Origin of the sequence: Cellulomonas sp. Leaf334, assembly GCF_001424195.1 — a bacterium.
In the GTDB taxonomy this organism is placed as follows: Bacteria; Actinomycetota; Actinomycetes; order Actinomycetales; family Cellulomonadaceae; genus Cellulomonas.
The window spans coordinates 535,909-554,863 of record NZ_LMOO01000005.1 but is presented as its reverse complement, the minus strand read 5'-3'; the positions used below and the strand labels follow the sequence as shown (position 1 = coordinate 554,863).

General features: G+C 67.8%; 16 protein-coding genes. 2 read left to right on the top strand and 14 right to left on the bottom strand.

What is annotated here, in order from left to right:
• Positions 1–83: 83 nt before the first annotated feature.
• The 3 genes from ASF78_RS12960 to ASF78_RS12950 form a co-directional block, all read right to left on the bottom strand.
• A complete protein-coding gene (locus ASF78_RS12960; RefSeq protein ID WP_056589856.1) occupies positions 84–4,547 on the bottom strand; it encodes a carboxypeptidase regulatory-like domain-containing protein in 4,464 nt (1,487 codons plus the stop codon).
• A 194-nt stretch (positions 4,548–4,741) separates the two neighbouring features.
• On the bottom strand, positions 4,742–6,073 hold the full coding sequence (locus ASF78_RS12955; protein ID WP_056589853.1) for an MFS transporter: 1,332 nt from the start codon (positions 6,071–6,073) through the stop codon (positions 4,742–4,744).
• On the bottom strand, positions 6,070–6,492 hold the full coding sequence (locus ASF78_RS12950) for a MarR family winged helix-turn-helix transcriptional regulator (protein ID WP_056589851.1): 423 nt from the start codon (positions 6,490–6,492) through the stop codon (positions 6,070–6,072). Before ASF78_RS12950 ends, ASF78_RS12955 begins: the two co-directional genes overlap by 4 nt.
• A 58-nt stretch (positions 6,493–6,550) precedes the next feature.
• Between ASF78_RS12950 and ASF78_RS12945 the strand changes: the two genes are divergently transcribed.
• Both ASF78_RS12945 and ASF78_RS12940 read left to right on the top strand, forming a co-directional pair.
• Positions 6,551–6,985, top strand: a complete 435-nt coding sequence (locus tag ASF78_RS12945; RefSeq protein WP_162243361.1) for a VanZ family protein — start codon at positions 6,551–6,553, stop codon at positions 6,983–6,985.
• Entirely contained in the window at positions 6,982–7,401 is a 420-nt protein-coding gene (locus tag ASF78_RS12940) for a VanZ family protein (RefSeq protein ID WP_056589845.1), read from the top strand. The genes ASF78_RS12945 and ASF78_RS12940 overlap by 4 nt, the downstream gene beginning before the upstream one ends.
• Here the strand turns inward: ASF78_RS12940 and ASF78_RS12935 are convergent, their stop codons facing one another.
• From ASF78_RS12935 to ASF78_RS12900, 11 genes are all read right to left on the bottom strand, one after another.
• Positions 7,402–7,890 (bottom strand): CAP domain-containing protein, encoded by a 489-nt coding sequence (locus ASF78_RS12935; protein ID WP_056589842.1) that lies wholly within the window; start codon positions 7,888–7,890, stop codon positions 7,402–7,404.
• Between the two features lie 2 nt (positions 7,891–7,892).
• Positions 7,893–9,218: a UDP-glucose/GDP-mannose dehydrogenase family protein gene (locus ASF78_RS12930; RefSeq protein ID WP_056589840.1), complete on the bottom strand. Its 1,326-nt coding sequence runs from the start codon at positions 9,216–9,218 to the stop codon at positions 7,893–7,895.
• Between the two features lie 145 nt (positions 9,219–9,363).
• Complete coding sequence (locus ASF78_RS22020; protein ID WP_162243360.1) at positions 9,364–9,996, bottom strand: CatB-related O-acetyltransferase; 633 nt, start codon at positions 9,994–9,996, stop codon at positions 9,364–9,366.
• On the bottom strand, positions 9,993–11,255 hold the full coding sequence (locus ASF78_RS22410) for an oligosaccharide flippase family protein (protein WP_056589838.1): 1,263 nt from the start codon (positions 11,253–11,255) through the stop codon (positions 9,993–9,995). The genes ASF78_RS22020 and ASF78_RS22410 overlap by 4 nt, the downstream gene beginning before the upstream one ends.
• Positions 11,256–11,377: 122 nt before the next feature.
• The gene (locus tag ASF78_RS23070; protein WP_369816338.1) at positions 11,378–11,584 is read right to left on the bottom strand and encodes a DapH/DapD/GlmU-related protein; all 207 of its coding nucleotides are present in this window, start codon (positions 11,582–11,584) and stop codon (positions 11,378–11,380) included.
• A gap of 396 nt (positions 11,585–11,980) precedes the next feature.
• Complete coding sequence (locus tag ASF78_RS22010; protein ID WP_082495032.1) at positions 11,981–12,994, bottom strand: glycosyltransferase; 1,014 nt, start codon at positions 12,992–12,994, stop codon at positions 11,981–11,983.
• On the bottom strand, positions 12,991–13,830 hold the full coding sequence (locus ASF78_RS12915; RefSeq protein ID WP_162243358.1) for a glycosyltransferase family 2 protein: 840 nt from the start codon (positions 13,828–13,830) through the stop codon (positions 12,991–12,993). The genes ASF78_RS22010 and ASF78_RS12915 overlap by 4 nt, the downstream gene beginning before the upstream one ends.
• 40 nt (positions 13,831–13,870) lie before the next feature.
• Positions 13,871–14,794, bottom strand: a complete 924-nt coding sequence (locus tag ASF78_RS22005; protein ID WP_369816331.1) for a glycosyltransferase — start codon at positions 14,792–14,794, stop codon at positions 13,871–13,873.
• A gap of 286 nt (positions 14,795–15,080) precedes the next feature.
• Positions 15,081–16,055, bottom strand: coding sequence for an NAD-dependent epimerase/dehydratase family protein (locus ASF78_RS12905; protein ID WP_056589826.1), 975 nt, complete (start codon positions 16,053–16,055; stop codon positions 15,081–15,083).
• A gap of 3 nt (positions 16,056–16,058) precedes the next feature.
• A complete protein-coding gene (locus ASF78_RS22405; RefSeq protein ID WP_156374156.1) occupies positions 16,059–17,093 on the bottom strand; it encodes an O-antigen ligase in 1,035 nt (344 codons plus the stop codon).
• A gap of 284 nt (positions 17,094–17,377) precedes the next feature.
• On the bottom strand, positions 17,378–18,871 hold the full coding sequence (locus tag ASF78_RS12900) for a sugar transferase (RefSeq protein WP_082495029.1): 1,494 nt from the start codon (positions 18,869–18,871) through the stop codon (positions 17,378–17,380).
• Positions 18,872–18,955 lie beyond the last annotated feature (84 nt).

Sequence of the window (18,955 nt, the reverse complement as noted above, 5' to 3'; positions counted from 1 at the left end):
CGGTCGGCGGTGCCGGTGCCGTGACGACCGCAGGGCCGACCCGAGCGCTCGAGCCGGCCCTGCGGTTGGTGCGTGCTCGTGGGTCAGGGCGTGGGCGCGTCCCCCGAGATGTACCCGACCACGTCGGCGGCCACGTGGACCATCCCGCCCGGCGACATGTCGGAGTACAGGTTGACGATCCCGTCGGCCGGCAGGGCGACCACCACGAGGTTCGGGATGTCACGCCCCGGCACGTAGTTGATCGTCGAGGCCGTCGGCGGGACGGTCGACCCCGGCGCGTTCGGGTAGACCCGCAGGTTGCCCAGCGAGGTCGGGCCGATCGCCGTCACGTTGAGCACCACCGCGGACGCGTCCTCGGGCACTCCGCCCGTGCCCGGAAGCTCCACCTGGTAGACCGTGCGCGCCTTCAGGGCGCCCGGGATCGAACCCAGGTGGTTGGTGCCCGGCCGGGTGTCGAGGACCCGGGTGGGAGTGACGGCCGAGTAGGTCGAGCCGCCCACGACGTACCCGGTCACGTCCAGGATCACCTGGACCGGGGAGACGTTCACCGGTGCGGTGGTGTCCGAGTAGAAGGACACCTTCCCGGAGACGGGCAGGTCCACGATCGTCGCGTTCGCCTTGTCCGTCCCGGAGGCGAAGTTGACCACCGACGCGGTGGGCACGTCCTGGCCCGCCGGGAACACCCGCAAGTTGCCGGGCTGGGTCGCCCCGGTGACCGTGGCGTTGAGGATCACCGCGCTGGCGTCCTCGGGCACCCCGGCCATGCCACGCACCTGGACCGTCTTGACCGTGCGTGGAGCCACCGGACCGCTGACCGAGCCCACGTGCCCGGCTCCGGGCCGCGTGTCGACCAGACGCTGCGAGGCCTGCGTCACGATTCCGGCGTCCGGCATCGTGAACCCGGTGACGTCCAGCAGGACCCCGACCGCACCCGCGCTCTTGGTGAAGTAGCAGACCTTCCCGTTGGCGGGCAGCTGCACGAACGCCGCGTTGGCGACGTCCGCGCCCGGCTCGAAGTTCACCGACGAGCCCGCCGGCGGGGGTGTCGCCCCGTTGCCTGCGGTGTCGGGGTACACCACGACGTAGCCCAGGTGGGAGGGGTGCACCGTGGTCACGTTGAGCACCACGCCCGAGGCCCCCACCGGGACCCCGTTCGTGCCGGTGATCTGCACGCACACCGGAGAGTTCGGTGCCACCGCCGGCGCGCTGACCGCACGCTCCGGCGTCTGGGACACCACACCGTCGGCGACGTCGACGAACAGGAACGGTGCGCTCGTCGTGGAGGTCCCGACCGGCGTGGTCACCCGCACCGGCACCGACCCCGCAGCGTGCGCGGGGGCGACGACCGACACCTGGGTGGCCGACACGACCTGGAGCTCCGTGCCGGGCACGTCACCGAACGTGACCGCCGTGGCACCCGTCAGGTCGGCACCCGTGACCGTGACGACGCGCTCGCCACCGGCCGTGGTGAGGACCGCCGGGGAGACGGACGAGACCGTCGGACCGCGCGGGACGACGACCTGGGTGACGCTCGCCGAGCTCGCGCCGTAGGTGCTGCCACCGGCGAACGATGCCGCGACCGTGTGCGACCCGGCAGTGAGCCCGGTCGGGGAGTACATCGCGACACCGGCGACCGTCGGAACGCTGACCGGGGTCCCGCCGTCGACGACGAAGGTGACCGCTCCGGTCGGGGCGCCTGCTGCGGACGTGACCGTCGCCGTGAAGGTGACGGGCTGGCCCACCGTGACCGACGGTGCCGAGGTGGTCAGCGCCAGCGTCGTCGGCTCGGTCGTGTACGTCAGGGACGCCGCGCTGCTGGCGCCGCCCGCCGCTGTGGTGACGATGACCGGGACCTCGCCCACCCCGTGCGGGGGGACCGTCGCGCGCAGCGTGGTCGTCGACTCGACCACCACGTCGGTCGCCGGCACACCGCCGACCGTGACGGTCGCGCTCGGGTCGAAGCCCGTGCCCGTGAGCGTCACCGTGGCGCCGCCGACGGCGCTGGCGGTCGTCGGGGAGACGCTCGTGACCGTGGGAGCCGGGGCGGGCTCGCCGGGCGTGAACACGAGGGTTCCCCACGCCTCGTCATAGGCCGCGCTGCCCGAGTAGAGCGCGTGCAGCTCGGGATCGGTATCCGCGTCCGGGGTGAACGTGAACGTCGCTCGTCCCTGGGCGTCGAGCATCGCGTCGGTCGCGCCGCCATCGGCCCAGAAGTCGATCGCGCCGGTCGGGATGCCGGCGTCACCCGACGCCTGCACCGTGACCGTGACCGGGCGTCCGATCACCGGCGACGCCGGCGAGAGCGACATGGCCACGTCGGCGATCGCGGTGCCACGGGGCGGCAGGGCGATGTCGATGTCGGAGAGCGAGCCAGCGCTGGTCGCCGGGAGCCTCGTCGCGAGGCTGCGACGCGGGGTTCCGGCCGAGCCTGCGTAGAAGGTGTTGATGCCGGCGTAGTCGGAACCCCACTCCTCGTTCAGCACCGACACGGCCGACACCGTGACGTTGCCGGCACGCACGCCGGTGGCGACGTAGTCGCCGTGCTCGTCCGTGGTCGTCGACGAGCCGGACCCGCGAGGGTCGTCGAGCTCGACCCAGACGCTCGCATCGCGCACAGGCGTGCCGTCCGGGCGCGTGATGGTGCCCGCGACCGTCCCTCCGCGCTGCAGACGGGTGTCGGGCAGCGTCTGCACCGGCGTCGTCGTGAGCGTGAACTTCTGCGGGTGCTCCGGGATGCCGCCGTCCGGGTAGTAGCCCGAGAGCAGCGGCCCGTCGAGGGGTGCACCGACGTAGAGCTCGTACGCGCCGGGTCGCAGGCCGCGCAGCGTGTAGGTGCCGTCATCGCCGGTGACGGCCGACGGGGGGAAGCTGTCGCCGATCCGCGGCGAGACGCTGGCGCCCCGGACCGGGGAACCGTCGGGACCGACGACGCGGCCGGTGAGAGTCACGCCGCGCTCCAACGAGACGTCGTCGAGCTCGGTGCGCACACCCGCCTTGATCGACACGACCTCCGCGTCGGACCCGCTGGTGGCGTCGAGGTACCACTCGGTGGCGAAGGTGCTGCCGGACGGTGCCTGGATCTGGAAGGTCCAGTCGCCAGCGGCGAGACCGCCGAGGGAGTAGTTGCCGTCGGTGTCGGTGGACGCCGACATCCAGACGCCGCTGAGGCCGCTGCGCGAGCTCGCCGACACGTACGCGCCGGGGAGAGGACGACCGTCGGCGTCGAGGACGCGACCGGACACGCCGCCGCCGATCTCGAGCTCGGCGTCGATGCCGCTGACGGTGCCCGTGCCCGTGGAGGTCACCGCGTCGGCGTCCATCCACTGCTGCGCGTCGTCGTAGTACTCGCTCCGCAGCAACGAGCCGCTGGGTCCGCTGAACTGCACCTTGTAGTCGCCCGCGGTCAGGCCCGACGCGCGGTAGGACCCGGTGGCGTCGGTGGTGGCCTGCGCGCTGCCACCCGTCGGCGCGGTGACCCACACGCTCGCACCGGCGACGGGGGCGCCCGCCGCGTCCGTCACGGTCCCGGCGATCGCCGCACCGTCGATGAGCGTGACGTCGCCGAGCGGGGTGCTCTGCCCGGACGTGAGGACCAGCGGCGTCGCACCGGCCTGTGTCGACGCGCCCTGCCAGTACTGCGTCGTCGTGCCGCTGTTGTAGGGACCGTCGAAGCGCACGATGTACGTGCCGGGGACGAGCGACTTGGTGAAGGTCCCGTCCGTGGTCGTGCCCGTCGTCGTGGACGAGCCGTCGGTCGCGCTGGTGAAGGTGACCGTGCCGAGGTCGACCGGTGCGCCTGCGCGCAGGAGTCGGCCGGTGACGACCGCCGCCTTCGGCATGACGACATCCATGCCGGTCAGCTCTGCGCGCGCAGCGATCGGGAGGGTCGTCGCCGTCTGCCAGCTCGTGCCGCCGTAGTAGGTGTCGGCCAGCGCCGAGCCCCACGGGGCCATGACGGAGATGCGGTAGCTGCCCGCCCGGAGACCGCCGACGTGGTACTCGCCGTTCTCGTCCGTGTTCGTCCATCGGTACCCGAGCGTGCTGCTCGTGTCCGAGACCGAGACGGACGCCCCGTCGACGGGGAGACCGTCGGCGTCGGTGACGCGGCCCTCGACTGTGGCGCCGAGCTCGAGGCTGGCGTCCACGTCGCTGGTCGCGTCGGCCTCGACGGTCACGACCGAGGCGAGGGTCTGCGACGCGGCGTCGTCGTAGAACTCGGGGACCATGTCACTGGACCCCGTGGCGAACTCGACGACGTAGGTGCCGGGCGTCACGTCCTGCGCGAGGTAGCTGCCGTCCTCGTCGACCATGGCGCTGAAGGAGAGCCACTCGCCCGAGCCTGTGGACGTGCCGCTGACCCACACGGAGGACGGAGACTGGCCCTCCGGCACCGTGATGGTGCCACCGACGGCGCCGAGGCCGGGTCCGGCCGCGGTCGCGGGGACCGAGGTTCCGCCGACGACGAGGGCCGCGAGGCCTGCCGTGGCTGCGAGCCGGAGCCCGCGCGCCCTCCACCGTTCCCCCTGCACCAAGCTGCTGCGACGCATGCAACGTTCCCCTCGAGACCGCGGTCGTCCGCCCGATCGGGGGAACGCCTGGGGCGCGCGCTGTGCGTCACCCGGCGTGACCGTACTAGGCGCCCCCGACACCTCCGCAGGCCGAACGTCTTTGGGGAGCGGGATTCACCCGGCCGGGCGGAGCACAAAAGCGATAGACCCGGGCAACCGACGTGAGGTCCTCGTCACGCCGCCGTCTGGCGGTCCGCCGCCTCCTGCGCGGCCAGCTCGGTGGCCGTCTGCGCGCGGCGCTCCGGCAGCGCCGGGTAGAGCACCTCGAGGTGGGGCCGGGTGCGCACGTGGTAGCGGACGGTGACGTCCCACTTCTTCCAGGCCCACAGTGCCGCGCCGGTCGCGACGAGCAGGGCGCTGATCGACCCGATGCCGATGGCCCAGCGGGGGCCGAACGTCTCGCCGACCCAGCCGACGATGGGCGAGCCGATGGGCGTCGCGCCGAGGAAAACCATCATGTACAGCGCCATGACCCGCCCTCGTACGGCGGGGTCGGTGCTGAGCTGGATGGTCGCGTTGGCGGCCGTCATCATCGTCAGCGACGCGAGCCCGACGGGGATGCAGGCGATCGCGAACGTCAGGTAGGTGGGCATGAGGGCCATGACGCCGGTCGTGACGCCGAACCCGAACGCGGCGCCGATCACCAGGCGGACGCGGGGCCGTTCCCGTCGTGCGGCGAGCAGCGCCCCGGTCAGGGACCCGATGGCCAGCACCGACCCGAGGATCCCGTACTCCCCCGCCCCCATGCCGAACTCGCTGCGCGCCATCATGGCGCTGGTCAGCTGGAAGTTGAGGCCGAACGTGGACACGACGCCGACGACGACCATGATCACGAGGATGTCGCTGCGCCCGCGGACGTAGGCGATGCCCTCGCGCAGCTGCCCCTTGGCGCGGGCGGTGGTCGGCATCGGGCTGAGCTCGGAGCGGCGCATCCGTGTCAGCGAGAAGATCGTCGCGGCGAACGTCACCGCGTTGATGAGGAACACCCACCCGGTGCCGACGGCGGCGATGAGCAGACCGGCGACGCCCGGACCGATGAGGCGGGCGGCGTTGAACGACGCGCTGTTCAGGCCCACCGCGTTCGACAGCTTGCTCGCGGGCACCAGCTCCGCGACGAACGTCTGCCTCACCGGCCCGTCGATGGCCGTGACGCACCCGAGGGCAAGCGCGAACAGGTACACCTGCCACAGCTGTGCGTGCCCAGACAGGACAAGGACGCCCAGCCCCGCCGCGAGGATGCCCTGGCCCACCTGCGTGGCGATCAGCAGCTTGCGCCGGTCCACCCGGTCCGCCAGGAGCCCCGCGTACGGGGACAGCAGGAGCACGGGCGCGAACTGCAGGGCCGTCGTGATGCCGACCGCGACCCCGGACTCGTCGGTGAGCTCCGTCAGGACGAGCCAGTCCTGCGCGACGCGCTGCATCCAGGTGCCCACGTTCGCCACCAGAGCCCCGGCGAACCACAGCCGGTAGTTCCGGAACTTCAGCGAGGAGAACGTGGGACTCATGAAGCGGCGATCCTCCGGAGGAGCTCGGCGGCGTCGGCGAGCAGGGTGCGCTCGTCCTTGGTCATCTGTCGGAGGCGTTCGGCCAGCCACGCGTCCCGACGGCGACGGGTCTCGTCGACCTCCGCCACACCGGCGTCCGTGAGGCTCACGACGACCTGCCGACCGTCCGTCGGGTGCTCAGCCTTCGCGACGAGGCCGATCTCCACCAGCGAGTTGACCGTGCGGGTCATGCTCGGCGGCTGGATGCGCTCGCGCTCCGCCAGCTGGCCCGGCGTCAGCGGGCCCTCCTTGGTGAGCCAGGCGAGCACGGTGAACTGCGGGTCCGTCAGTCCCGCCTCGCCCCGCTCCGCCCGGATCCTCCTCGAGGCCCGGCCGATGGCGATGCGGAGCTCGCCGGCGAGGTCACGGGAGGAGGGCATGATCCTTACTCTAGATCATTACCCTGCGTAAAGAAAGTCAGGACGTACCCTGGTCAGCGTGAACGAGCGGCAACGACAGGTGGTCATCGGCCTGCTCGTCGCCGTGCTCGTCGCCGCCGCCGTGCTCGTGCTCAACCCGTGGGGCCTGCACAACGCGCTCGACGCCCCGATCGACCGCGGGCTGGGCCGCCTGCACGACCTCGGCCTGCCGGAGAAGCTCAACGTGCACGCCGCCGAGTTCGCCGCCAACATCCTGCTCTTCGTCCCGCTCGGGCTGCTGGCCGCCCTCCTGCTCCCCCGCCGGCGCTGGTGGGTCGCGCTCGTGGCGCTCGTCGCACTCTCCGTCGGCATCGAGACCGTGCAGGCGCTCGGGCTGTCCGACCGGCAGCCCTCGACCCGCGACGTGCTGGGCAACTCGCTCGGCGCGTCCATCGGCGTCGCCGCGTCCCTGCTGCTCCGGCGGCAACCCGTCGCCGTCGCCGAGACGCCATGACGAGGACGCGCCTGCTGTTCGCCCTGTACCTCGTCGCGCTGGCCCGCGTGACCCTCTGGCCCAAGCTCGCCGACGACGGCGGATTCGACCTGGTCCACACCATCCTGACGTGGCTCGGCTCCCTCGGGATCGGTCTGACCTACAGCGTCACCGAGTTCCTCGCGAACATCGCCCTGTTCGTGCCGTTCGGCATCCTCGTCAGCCTCCTCCTGCCCCGACGGCCCGCGTGGCTGGTCATCGCCCTGGGACTCGCGACCTCCGCGGTCATCGAGCTCGCGCAGCTGCTGTTCCTGCCGGACCGGGTGTCCGACGTGCGCGACCTCGTCGCCAACACGCTGGGGACGGCCGTCGGGGTCGCGGTCCTGCTCGTCGCGCGGCGTCGGTCGCGGAGCCCGGAGCCCGTCGGCACGGGCTGACTACGGCCCGAGGAAGACCTGCGAGCAGAGCATCTCGTCGCCGTCCAGCAGGCAGCCGATGCCGACCTGCTCGAGGTCGGGGTCGAGCAGGTTCGCGCGGTGGCCCGGAGAGTCGAGCCACGCGTCGACGACGTCATGCGGAGACGCCGCCGCCCGGGCCAGGTTCTCCGCCGCCGTCGACGCCGGCGCGCACGCCTCGATCACCGGCGTCAGCGATGCGTGCTCCAGCTCCTCGCCACCGGTGAGCCCCTCGGCCCGCACGGTCGCCTCCGTGGTGGCGCACTGCGACACCGTCAGAGCCGGCAGGTCCTCGTCCGCCCGTGCCGCGTTCGTCCCGACGACGAGCTCCGCGGCGTAGGCCACCGGGTCCGCGCCGTCGGCGGACCACGGCTCCGTCGTCGTCGGAGAGGGCCGCAGCACCAGGAAGACCGCCACAGCCGCGAGCACGAGGCCGACCGCGACGAGGACCCCGCCTGCCTTGCGGGACATGCTCAGGGCCGCCCCAGCGCCCGATAGGTCCAGCCCGCCGCGCGCCACGCCGCCGGCTCGAGCACGTTGCGGCCGTCGAGGATCCGCTTGTGCGCCACGACCGCAGCAAGGGCGTCCGGGTCGATCTCGCGGTACTCGGGCCACTCGGTGGCCAGCAGGACCACGTCGGCGTCCTTGGCGGCCTCGAGAGCCGTCTCGGCGAAGTGCAGGTCCGGCCACTTCGCCTCGGCGTTCTCCACGGCCTGCGGGTCCGTCACGGTCACGTGCGCGCCCTGCAGCTGCATCTGCGCCGCCACCGAGAGCGCCGGCGAGTCGCGGACGTCGTCCGAGTCCGGCTTGAACGCCGCCCCCAGCACCGCGATCCGCTTGCCGACGATCGACCCGTCACACACCTCCCGCGCCAGGTCCACCATCCGCACGCGGCGCCGCATGTTGATCGAGTCGACCTCGCGCAGGAACGACAACGCGTCGCTCACGCCCAGCTCGCCCGCGCGAGCCATGAACGCGCGGATGTCCTTCGGCAGGCACCCGCCACCGAAACCCAGACCCGCGTTGAGGAACCGCCGCCCGATCCGCGCGTCGTACCCGATCGCATCGGCCAGGCGCGTCACGTCCGCACCCGTCGCCTCGCACAGCTCAGCCATCGCGTTGATGAACGAGATCTTCGTGGCCAGGAACGAGTTCGCCGCCACCTTGACCAGCTGCGCCGTGGCGTAGTCGGTCACGACCAGCGGAGTCCGCTCCGACAGCGGTGTCGCGTAGACCTCGTCGAGCACCGCCTTCGCCCGCGCACCCTCGGCGGTCGGCACACCCTCGTCGTCCGTCGGCACCCCGTAGACCAACCGGTCCGGGTGCAGCGTGTCCTTCACCGCAAAGCCCTCACGCAGGAACTCCGGGTTCCAGACGAGGATCGCGCCCGTCCCCTCGAGCGACTCCGCGATCGCCTCCGCCGTCCCCACCGGGACCGTCGACTTGCCCGCGACGACGTCGCCAGGGCGCAGGTGCGGCCGAAGCGCCTCGACAGCGGAGTTCACAAACGTCAGGTCCGCGCGGAACTCACCGTGAACCTGCGGCGTGCCGACACAGATGAAGTGAGCGTCAGCGCCCGCTGCGTCGGCCATGTCGGTGCTGAAGCTCAACCGGCCGGTCGCACCTGCCTCCGTCAGCAGTTCCGGCAGGCCCGGCTCATAGAACGGCGCGCGACCGTTGCGGAGCGCTTCAACCTTGTTCTCATCGATGTCGATGCCGACGACGCTGTGCCCGAGGGACGCCATCGCGGCGGCGTGGACCGCACCGAGATAGCCGCAGCCGATGACGCTCAATCGCATTGAGGAGCTCCTGGTGATGGGAATGGTATGCGCGCACTCTAGCCGCATGCGGCTCGGCCGAACCGGTCGCACGGACGAGTCCGCCGCCGATGTGCGAGGAGGTGCATTCCGCCTACACGAGCCGACCCCTGTGCGCTCTTCGGGGTCAGTCAGCCGGTCCACTTTCCGACTCAAAGTCACTTGCTCGCTCTGGGGGACAACGCACCAAGCGACTGGCGGGGCCGTTGACCACCTCGACTTCCGCTAGCATCCGTTCTTTCGAGAACGCTGGCCACCCAAGCGATTCGACCGCCGCGATCGTCTCGTCATCGAATCGATAGCGGAGGAGTCGGGCCGGGTTTCCTGCGACAATCGCGTACGGGGGCACGTCTCTCGCCACGACGGCGCGGGCCCCAATGACCGCACCGCTACCAATCGTGACGCCGCTGAGGATCAGCGCCTCGTGGCCGATCCACACCCCATCCTGAATCTCGATGTCGCCGCGCGACAAAGGAAAACCGTCATTCGATCCGGAGCGCTTTCCGATGCGAAGCCGCACCGGATACATCGACACTCTGTCGGTTGGGTGCCCTCCGCCGAGCAGGATCGTCGCAGTGGAGGCGATCGAGCAATAGCGTCCGATGCGCAACCTCGTCGTCGCGTCGTTGTCGAACGTCACAACATGCGGCGCACCGTAGCTGCCGTAGCCCACCGACACTCGACCGGCACGTCGCAATCGCGCAAAGCGCCCCAACCGACGGGTCGCAGCGCCGATCACTCGGCGCGGTGTGTACTTCATAGCCCACCTTTCGCTCGACTCTCGACGGACTTCGGGACCTGCAATCGATGATGGATTCTCTTGGGACCATATGACAGGAACCATGCGGTACCGGCCGCCAGCGCCACCAAGTTGCCGATGATGAATATCCAGACCTGATCGTTCGTGAACGCAAGGGTGGCCGCAGACAACGCAAGCGCAGCAGTCAGTAGCAGGTACGGCACGTCGAGTGTGGGCCATCCGAGTCCAACACTCACGTATGTCACTGGGGCTGTGACCGCATGGAAGGTATATACGGCGAGCATGGCGGCGAACATCCACGGCAAATCGTCAACACCTACCAGCCGTGCGATCGGCACGTACGCGACGGCAAAGGGAATCGCGGCAAGGAGCCCTACGGCGGCGGCAATCCGCAGGGATCGTCGAAGCACTTGCCATGCTTCGCCCACCTCAGCGCGCGAGGTCGCTGCGCGCGACCCGACCGCGACTGAGAGGTTCTGCACCAGGAATTTCGGCATAGCAGCCAATCTCCACGCGATCTCGTACGCCGCAAGGAAGGCTGGCGGCGCGAGCGCGCCAACTACCCATCGGTCCGACTGCAGGAGCAAAGCGCCGATCACCGTTGCAAGCGTCCGCGACCAGACGAATGCTGTTGTGCTCGAGGCATCGTCTGGGCGGCTGAGTGCGCCAGGGTCGATTTGGAAGAGTCGTACGCGCCTTGCCCAGACAACGGTTACGAGAAGAACGATCAAGCCCGACGCGAGCCACCCGATGGGGAGCGCCCAGGCGCTGCGAGTAGCGATAATCGCTGCAATCGTGAAAGCGAAGGCGATCAACGACTGCCCAGCAGTAATGAAGTTGCGGAGGGCGAATCGCTCGCAGTTGAGTGCCGCCTGTGCGAACACCAAGAGGCAGCTGCGGAGGCCCGCGCCAGCAGTTGTGACAGCAATCGCAGCAACGCCAGCGCCTAGCGAGAACGTCGAACCTGTCTCCGTTCGCGAGAACGGTATCCACGCCACGGTCGCGATGAGGCCGATCAGTACCGATCCCGCGACCGACAAGAGTGAGCCACGAAGTACCAGGCGCCCACGGCGCTCGTAGTTCCACCGCGCCATCACCAGTGCGACACCACCAAAGTCGAGTGACAGCGAGATCGACGAGATCGTGCTCAGGATCGCCCACATCGCGAACTGATCAGTCGGGAGGAGCCACGCACCGATGAGCGGGAGTACGAACAGGACTGCGAAACCAAGCAGCGGCCCGGTCGCGCCAGCCACCATCGCACGCAGGAGACGTCCGGTCGCGGACGCAGCAACTGTCGCGACGAGTTCTCGTACGCCTGGCGGGCCGGAGCGCCTTGGAGCGTCCCCAGGTTCGGCGGATCGTGGCGTTTTTGACCTGCTCACGCCGGCATCCGCGAACGCGCGGGGACGCCAACTGCTACAGCGCCAGCGGGCACGTCGGCCACAACGACGGCATTCGCTCCGACTACCGCACGATCTCCCACGACGACAGGTCCTAGGACTCGACTTCCGGCTCCGAGGTGCACATCGTCTCCAACCCGAGGAGAGCCATCGCCGACCGAACGTCCGCTTCCGCCAAGCGTCACGCCCTGCTGGATCCGACAGCCCGAGCCGATGACCACTCCGGGACCGATAACCACACCCGTGGGGTGAAACAGAACCAGTCCCGGCCCGATGGCAGCCCGCCACGCCAAGTCGGCGCCAGTGATGACGTGATTCAACTGCTTGATTGCGTGGCCAAGCGCCGGGAGGCGGCGCCCGACCACCTGGGACACGCGAAAGAGGGTCGTCGCCGAGTGACGCACCGCGACGAGTCCGCGGATCGCAGCCTTCGGAAGCGAGACGGGTGCATCGACGCTCGCAGCCACCTGGTCCTGGTAGACGTCGAGAAGAATCGTTCTCACGGTGCTCCCCTCCTGGAAATGTTGGCGGGTTCGCGGGCAACATGTGGAGCGGTTAGCTCGACCCGACTGGTCGAACGATCAGAACGACGATGCACGACTATCAACCTCTTCGGCGCTGGCCACCTCGAGCAGAGCCTTCCGCACCTCTGTGGCGAACCGATCCCAGGAGTATCTGTCCGCAACGTCTCTGGTCGCGCTTGCATCAACGCTCGGACGCGGGCGGAGTTGCTCGACCAAAACGTCGTCGTCGACCCGCGGTAATAGGTGCGCCGCACGACCGAGAAGCTCCTGGGTCAACGGCTGATCAACTGCCACGACGGTCGCGCCGGAGACGGCAGCTTCGATGTAGGGCATTCCGAATCCCTCGTTCGTCCCGAGAAAGACGAAGTATTCCGCCTCGCGATATACGCGCGCCATACGTTCGTCGGACAGCCGGACCCGCCAATCGCACCGGCTCGCTCCGAATGCTTGCTCGCACGTGGCCCGGACCTCGTCGGAGACGTTGACGCCGATGATGCTGGTGCACCATTCCGGGCGCGCTCGCGCAAGAAGTCGGGCTGCCCGCTCGTTCTCCTTATGCGGAGCGCCGCCGACAAGCAGAGTTGCACCAGGTGTGCGGGGTTGATCAATCCCGGGATCAGCGATCCCGGGCCCCAGGTGAACGGTGCGTGCCTTACGGGCTGAGGTCGGAGAGAACTCCTCCAGGCCACGCCGCGTGTGATCGCTGATGCAGAGGAGAACGTCGGCACGCCGCACCGTCCGTCGCAGGTCCCATGCTCGGTAGGCCCGTCCCAACCGCCCTCGAGTCTCAAGCCACCTCAGGTCGTATACCAGCGCAACTACGGGCCCTCGCAAAAGGAACGGAAGAGGAGGGATTGCCGCGAGATAGGCGTGCCCACGAGTCTTCGGAGGCCGCCATCCTCGGGCTAGGCCGAGGGATGCGGCAACGATGCCGCCGCGCTCGTGGTCTCGCTCCGCGGTGAGCACCATACGATCACCATCATCGACGAGTCTGCGAAAGAGATTGCGCTGGACGATTCCTATGCCCGTGTTCGGACGGGCAAGCCCACCGGCAACGATGTCGAGTCTCATAAGCCAACCCTCTCGTAGTCCGGCAGGCGGTCGACGAACAACGCCGGGCGCAGGGCAGCGCCGAACGATCGCCTGATGCCGACGAGGTGGCGCCGAAACGGAGCTTTGGACACTGGTGCAGCAAGGCAGCGGGCTACGAGACCGCCCATTAGCACAAGTGTGTTCAGCCACGGATGCCCGCACCAGGTGTCGAGGTACACGCGTGCTGATGCGACGGACACCGGCAATACGGTGTCGACGTGGCGGCCGGTTGAGACCGATTGCGTGTGTCGGAATGCGGTACTCGCGACGCGCGCGTGACCGTTGCCAGCCGCGACCGCTCGCCGGACGAAGTCAGCGTCTTCGTAACTGAAGGGCATCCGTTCGTCGAACCCATCGACGGCGTCCCATGCCCGCCGCGCGATGAGTACAGCGCTGAAGGACGAGTACGTGCCCTCACCCACCCTGGGTGCCGTCCGCCGTGCGACGACCTTCGAGAGCATCGCGGTCTGGAGGAAAGCAGAACGGCGATCGGGGAGGCGCCGAGTCGGTTCGCCACCGACGTACACGATCGATGCTTGCTCGTTCGCGAGGCCAGCCATGATCTCGTCCAGTGCCGCCGGCTCAACCACCACGTCGTCATTGAGCACCAGCAGCCAGTCCCAATGCTCGACGTTTCGGGCAGCCTGGTTGATTGCCGCACCAAACCCCTGGTTGCGGCCTGCCGTCAGCGCACGGACCCCGAGGGCGTCGAGAGCATCCAGGGCGCTGCGGGAGTTGGCGACGACACGCACAACAACATCCCGACGCATGAGGGCGTCGACGATCTGATAGGCAGAGCGCGACTGGGAGCGCAAGATCGTAGGCACTACTGCAAGAACACTCGGCACGGTTTCGTCACCTATCAGTCGGCACACAACGGGTCATACGGAAGAGCTCCTCGAGGACGTGTTCGAGCGAGAATCCGTCGACGATGCGCGCTCGCCCGAGTGACCCGAGCCTGGCCCGTTCCGTGGGGTCGCCCACCAATAGTTCAACCGCTGATACGAAACCTTCTACATCATCGGCAGCGACCAGAACTCCCGCATCGCCGAGCACAGCACGACACCCTGCCTGGTCCGCCGCAATCACTGGAACACCCATGGCGGCCGCTTCAATCAGGATGCGTGGCGTCCCCTCCGGGTGGCGGGTAGGAAACACGAGGATGTCCGTATCGGCAAGCACCGAGCGCATGTCGCTGCTCTCGCCTCGGTACATCAGAAGTCCCTCCGACTCCCAGCCGACGACCTCCTCCATTGACACGTTCGATGTGACACCGGAGTCCAGGCCGCCGTACATCAGGAACTCCGCGTCGCTCGACCCCGCCCGACGAGCGATCTCGACGAACGTGTCGACACCCTTCTCCCGGAACAGCCTCGACGCGAACACCACACGGACTGGCGTGGTCTGGGTGATGCCCGTGGGCTGCCACACCTCCACGTCGATCCCGGTTCCGCGGATGAGTCGCGACCGAGAGCGGGTGGCCAAACCGGACCTGCAGAACAGTTCGAGATCTGGCTCGATCTGGAAGAGGGTCCATACGTTCCGAAGCCATCCTCCGACGCGGATCTGAAGACGGAGCACCTTGCCGGCCACTGACCGGGGCTCTGACATCGCGCGGCCGGCTCCAGCTACGACCCGAACGAACCGCGTGGAGGGCAGGAAAGCTGCTGCGGGCCAGCCGAGCACGTACGCAGCCGTCGCCGACAGAACAACGAGTTGCGGTCGAATCTTAAGTAGATGTCGGAGGATCTGTGCCGCGGCAGCGATCTGCGCCGTCACTCCGCTGACCTCGCGTGTTCCGGGCAGGGCGACGAAGCCAAATCCGAGCTCGCGAATGGCCCGCGCATAACCGGTGTCCTGTGCAAGAACAGTAACCCGCGCCCCCGCACCTGCGTAAGCTGCCGCCCACGACGCCCGGTGCGACAGGAACGCACGATCGACATTTACCACGAAGACAACCGATCGCGGCCCGGACCATGAACTGCCGAACCGTCCTGCGCGATCGACGTCCATAGGCATGAAATCCGTGGTCGCATACCCTGCGCCAGTGGGCGGCGAATGCTGATTAGTCATCAGCGCCGCCCTCGACTCGACGGAATTCCGCGCGCTGCCACTCCACCTGGCTGCGGAGTCCATCCTCCATCGAAACCAGGGGAGACCAGCCAAGCACTCGGGATGCTAGGTCAGTAGATCCGCCGGTGCGCATCACGTCGCCTCTTTGAGGCGGCAATTGCCGGATCACCAACCTTGCACCAATGGCGCGCTCAATAGCCTGGAGCGTCTCGTTTACGCTCACCGACGTCCCACCAGAGACGTTTACGACAGAACCCGGTTCGGGCGACTCAGTCCAGGAGCACATAATAGCGCTCACAATGTCGTCGACGTGAGTAAATTCGCGTATCTGCTCGCCGTCGCCATATAGCTCGATCGGGGCACCGCGGAGGCCACGGTCGATGAAACGGTTGAATGCCATATCCGGACGCTGACCAGGCCCATACACCGTGAAGAAGCGCAGTGAAATGGTCGGCAACCCGTACGATGATCCGTACATGGTGACCAAGTGCTCGGCAGCAAGCTTGGTCACGCCGTACGGACTCTTTGGCCTCGTCGGAGAATCCTCAAAGTTCGGGTACGTCGCACTGTCGCCGTACACGGACGACGAAGAGGCGTAGACGAAACGCTCTACGGTACCGGCCGCCAGCGCCGCTTCCAGCAAACGCTGTGTAGCCAGGACGTTCGACAACACGTACTCCTCAAAGCCCTCGCCCCAAGAAGACCGGACTCCGGGCTGTGCGGCAAGATGAAAGACAGCAGAGGCACCCTTGAGATAGGTCGAGAGATCGATCTCATTCAGATCGCCTTCGATAACGGTCACTTTCGGGTGGGACGCTCGGACTCTATTCGCAAGTTTGAGCCCTCTGTCGTAATAGGAAGTCAGAGCATCTATTGCGACAATTTCCGTCACATCCGCCCTAGAGGACAACGCGATGGTGAGCGTGTGCCCGATGAAGCCGGCCGCTCCAGTGACTACAACCTTCATGCTCTAGTTCCTCTCCGTACCGGTGTGCCATGTGGCGTCGACTTGCGCTCCTCCTGGGCGAACAGTTCGAGGACCGCGGAGTTCAACTTCGCCAACCGGTATGGCGAGGCAGAACACCATCCAAACAAGTGCACCGCCCACCATGCCCTCAAGGAACGGATCGGTCATACTAATAGCAATAGCGGCGAGAACTGGCGCACGAAATGCAGCATTCCCGTACCGCAGCGCCCGCCAGGTCAACCCTGCGAGGATAATCAACAATGGTACCCCGAAGAGCAATCCACCAATTTGGGGGAAGGAGACGATCGCGTTGTGAGCGAACGTCTGCGATTCGGAGTGAACTCCCACTGGGACACTGCGCAAAGATGCCCACCCTGTGCCGGTCAGCGGCGAGGAGACGAACTGTTGAACTGCTGCACGCCAAAGTTCAACGCGCGTGTCCACATTGATCACGGCATTTGTGCTCGCAATCGTCCTGGCTTCGTTCAAGTCGGCGAAAGCACGAGCAGCGACAAATGGGAGACCGACAGCAACCAGTCGGACTACGGCCCTGGTAGCAGGTCGCTCCCCCATGTTCCACACGACGGCCAGTGCGCCGACTGACAACGCGATCAGTGCTCCACGCGACTGTGTCTCCACACTGGCCAGGACGGCCGTTGCCGACCCGAGCCACAGCACCCACCTGCCGCGTTCGATCTGCGACGAGCGGGCTATGAGGACAAACGCCGCCACGGCGAGAACGCCACCGACGTAGTTCGAGCGCCCCCAGGAGGTTTCAGCGAGCTGATGGGCCTCGTGGCTGCCTCCGGCTGAAGTAGTCCTCATCAGCTGGACCGCGGACCACACGACGAATACGACAAGGCCAACGTCGATCGCGTTGATTCGGTTGCCGGGGAGTGCACGCCACACAAGGCCGACCGTCACTCCGAGGACGACTCCCGAAGCAAAGTTGAAGTATGCCAAACCTCCCGCCGCCAAGTCGGTCGCCCATAGGACGGGCGGAAGGAGGAGCGCGCACGCAACGATCACCCATCGCATATACCGAGAGCGCGCCAGGGCAGTCCGCCCCGCCAAGACGGTAAAGAGCGTTTGAATCAGCAGGACAGCGAATGCGAGGTGGGCCCAAGCGACAGGGGCGAGGCTACTCTCCGATGGCTGCGAGACGACGCTGCCCAGACTCAGACAGGCGACGACGACGCCCGCGAGCATCGCGCTCAGACGCGGGGCTGCCCCGAGGGCCGCAGAACTGCCAAGTACCGAAGCCGGAGCCCTAAGTGACGACCGACGAAAAGTGCGGAGGTCCGCACTCGACGTTCCTCGGGTCACCTGGCGCCCACGCCACGAGTTACGACTCTCAAGGTTCGAGCCAGAATGACCAGGTCCCCGAATAGCGTCCAGTTCTCCACGTAGTTCACGTCGAGCCGGATGCCGTCTTCGGGCGTTAGGCTCGACCGACCGGACACTTGCCACAAGCCCGTCAGGCCGGGCTTTACGCGTAGCCGACGGTGCGCGGTCCGGTCGTATTGCGCGACCTCTGCATCGATCTGCGGACGCGGCCCGACGAGGGCCATGTCACCTGCCAAGACGTTGAACAACTGGGGCAACTCGTCGAGGGAGTACTTGCGTAGGACGCGCCCGACTCGCGTCACGCGCGGGTCGTTCGTCGGCTTATAGAACATGCCGACGAATTCGATGCCCTGGTCGGCCAGGACCTCGGCGAGCCTCTTGTCGGCACCGACGGCCATCGTCCGGAACTTGAAAATGCGGAACCGCCGGCCGTCCTTGCCGATGCGCTCCTGGCGGTAGAGCGCCGGACCAGAGCTGGTGACACGGACCAGGATCGCGATGATGGCGAGGACCGGGAGCAGCACAGCTGTGATCAAGGCGGCCATCACCCAGTCGAACACCGACTTGGCGATGTACTTGCCGCCCGTGAAACGCGCCTCGTCGACGTACATCAGGGGAAGTCCGCTGACCGGCTGCATGAGCACGCGAGGTCCGGCGACATCGACGAGGGAGAGCGTCAGGGCGAGGTCGATCCCCTTGCCTTCCAGGTCCCACCCGAGCTGACGCACAGTGTCGGCGGTGATCGCATCAGCACCCGTGACGGCGACTGCGGACGCCCCGACACGCTCAGCGATCTCAGCAGCACGGTCCATACCACCCAGCACCGGAACACCGCCGATGAGCTCACCCTCGACGATCTCGCCGGTGGGGACGCACACGCCGAGGACGGTGAAGCCCACTCGTGCGTTCTTGTGCAGCTCTCCGATGAGCCCCGCCGCCTTGTCCCGGTGACCGATGACGAGGATCCCGGACTGAAATCCGCCCGCGTCGCGGTTCGCGTGCAACCAGCGCCGCCAGAATGCCCGGCCGGCAAGGATCAGCCCGAGCCCGAGCGGCGCGGCGAAGCCGAGGTATCCGCGACCGATCTCCATCCGGAGCAGGTAGGCCACGACGGCGACAGCAGCGAACAGCCGCCAGGTCACGTTGAACACGCGGGAGAACTCCGCAGCCCCTGCACCGAGCACGCGCCTGTCGCGCGTCCGTCCGACTGCGAGGGCAGCGAGCCACGCCACGGCGAGCGTGGCGGACACCGAGAGGTACGAGGGCGCGAACTCCCCCGAGACAATTGCGAGGCCGGACCCGTCGAACCGCACGAGATATGCGACCGCGACCGCGACCATGACGGCAGCTGCGTCCGTCGCCCAGAGTCGGATTGCTAAGTCACGCCAGCGAGGGTTGGTGACGACGGTTGGCAGGTCTGCCGAGCGCGCGAACTGCTGAGGGACGAATCCCACGACTGGCGCGCGCATGTCCGATTTCGTCACATTTACCCCCCGGTGTCCGTTTCCTTGCTGCGCGAGCCACAGGAAACGCGTAGCCGCAATCCTACATCG

Coding starts and splice junctions, on each gene's coding strand:
- ASF78_RS12960 (WP_056589856.1), bottom strand. CDS start 4,547: ATGCGTCGCAGCAGCTTGGTGCAGGGGGAACGGTGGAGGGCGCGCGGG.
- ASF78_RS12955 (WP_056589853.1), bottom strand. CDS start 6,073: ATGAGTCCCACGTTCTCCTCGCTGAAGTTCCGGAACTACCGGCTGTGG.
- ASF78_RS12950 (WP_056589851.1), bottom strand. CDS start 6,492: ATGCCCTCCTCCCGTGACCTCGCCGGCGAGCTCCGCATCGCCATCGGC.
- ASF78_RS12940 (WP_056589845.1), top strand. CDS start 6,982: ATGACGAGGACGCGCCTGCTGTTCGCCCTGTACCTCGTCGCGCTGGCC.
- ASF78_RS12935 (WP_056589842.1), bottom strand. CDS start 7,890: ATGTCCCGCAAGGCAGGCGGGGTCCTCGTCGCGGTCGGCCTCGTGCTC.
- ASF78_RS12930 (WP_056589840.1), bottom strand. CDS start 9,218: ATGCGATTGAGCGTCATCGGCTGCGGCTATCTCGGTGCGGTCCACGCC.
- ASF78_RS22020 (WP_162243360.1), bottom strand. CDS start 9,996: ATGAAGTACACACCGCGCCGAGTGATCGGCGCTGCGACCCGTCGGTTG.
- ASF78_RS22410 (WP_056589838.1), bottom strand. CDS start 11,255: ATGGTGGCTGGCGCGACCGGGCCGCTGCTTGGTTTCGCAGTCCTGTTC.
- ASF78_RS22010 (WP_082495032.1), bottom strand. CDS start 12,994: ATGAGACTCGACATCGTTGCCGGTGGGCTTGCCCGTCCGAACACGGGC.
- ASF78_RS12905 (WP_056589826.1), bottom strand. CDS start 16,055: ATGAAGGTTGTAGTCACTGGAGCGGCCGGCTTCATCGGGCACACGCTC.
- ASF78_RS22405 (WP_156374156.1), bottom strand. CDS start 17,093: ATGCGATGGGTGATCGTTGCGTGCGCGCTCCTCCTTCCGCCCGTCCTA.
- ASF78_RS12900 (WP_082495029.1), bottom strand. CDS start 18,871: ATGCGCGCGCCAGTCGTGGGATTCGTCCCTCAGCAGTTCGCGCGCTCG.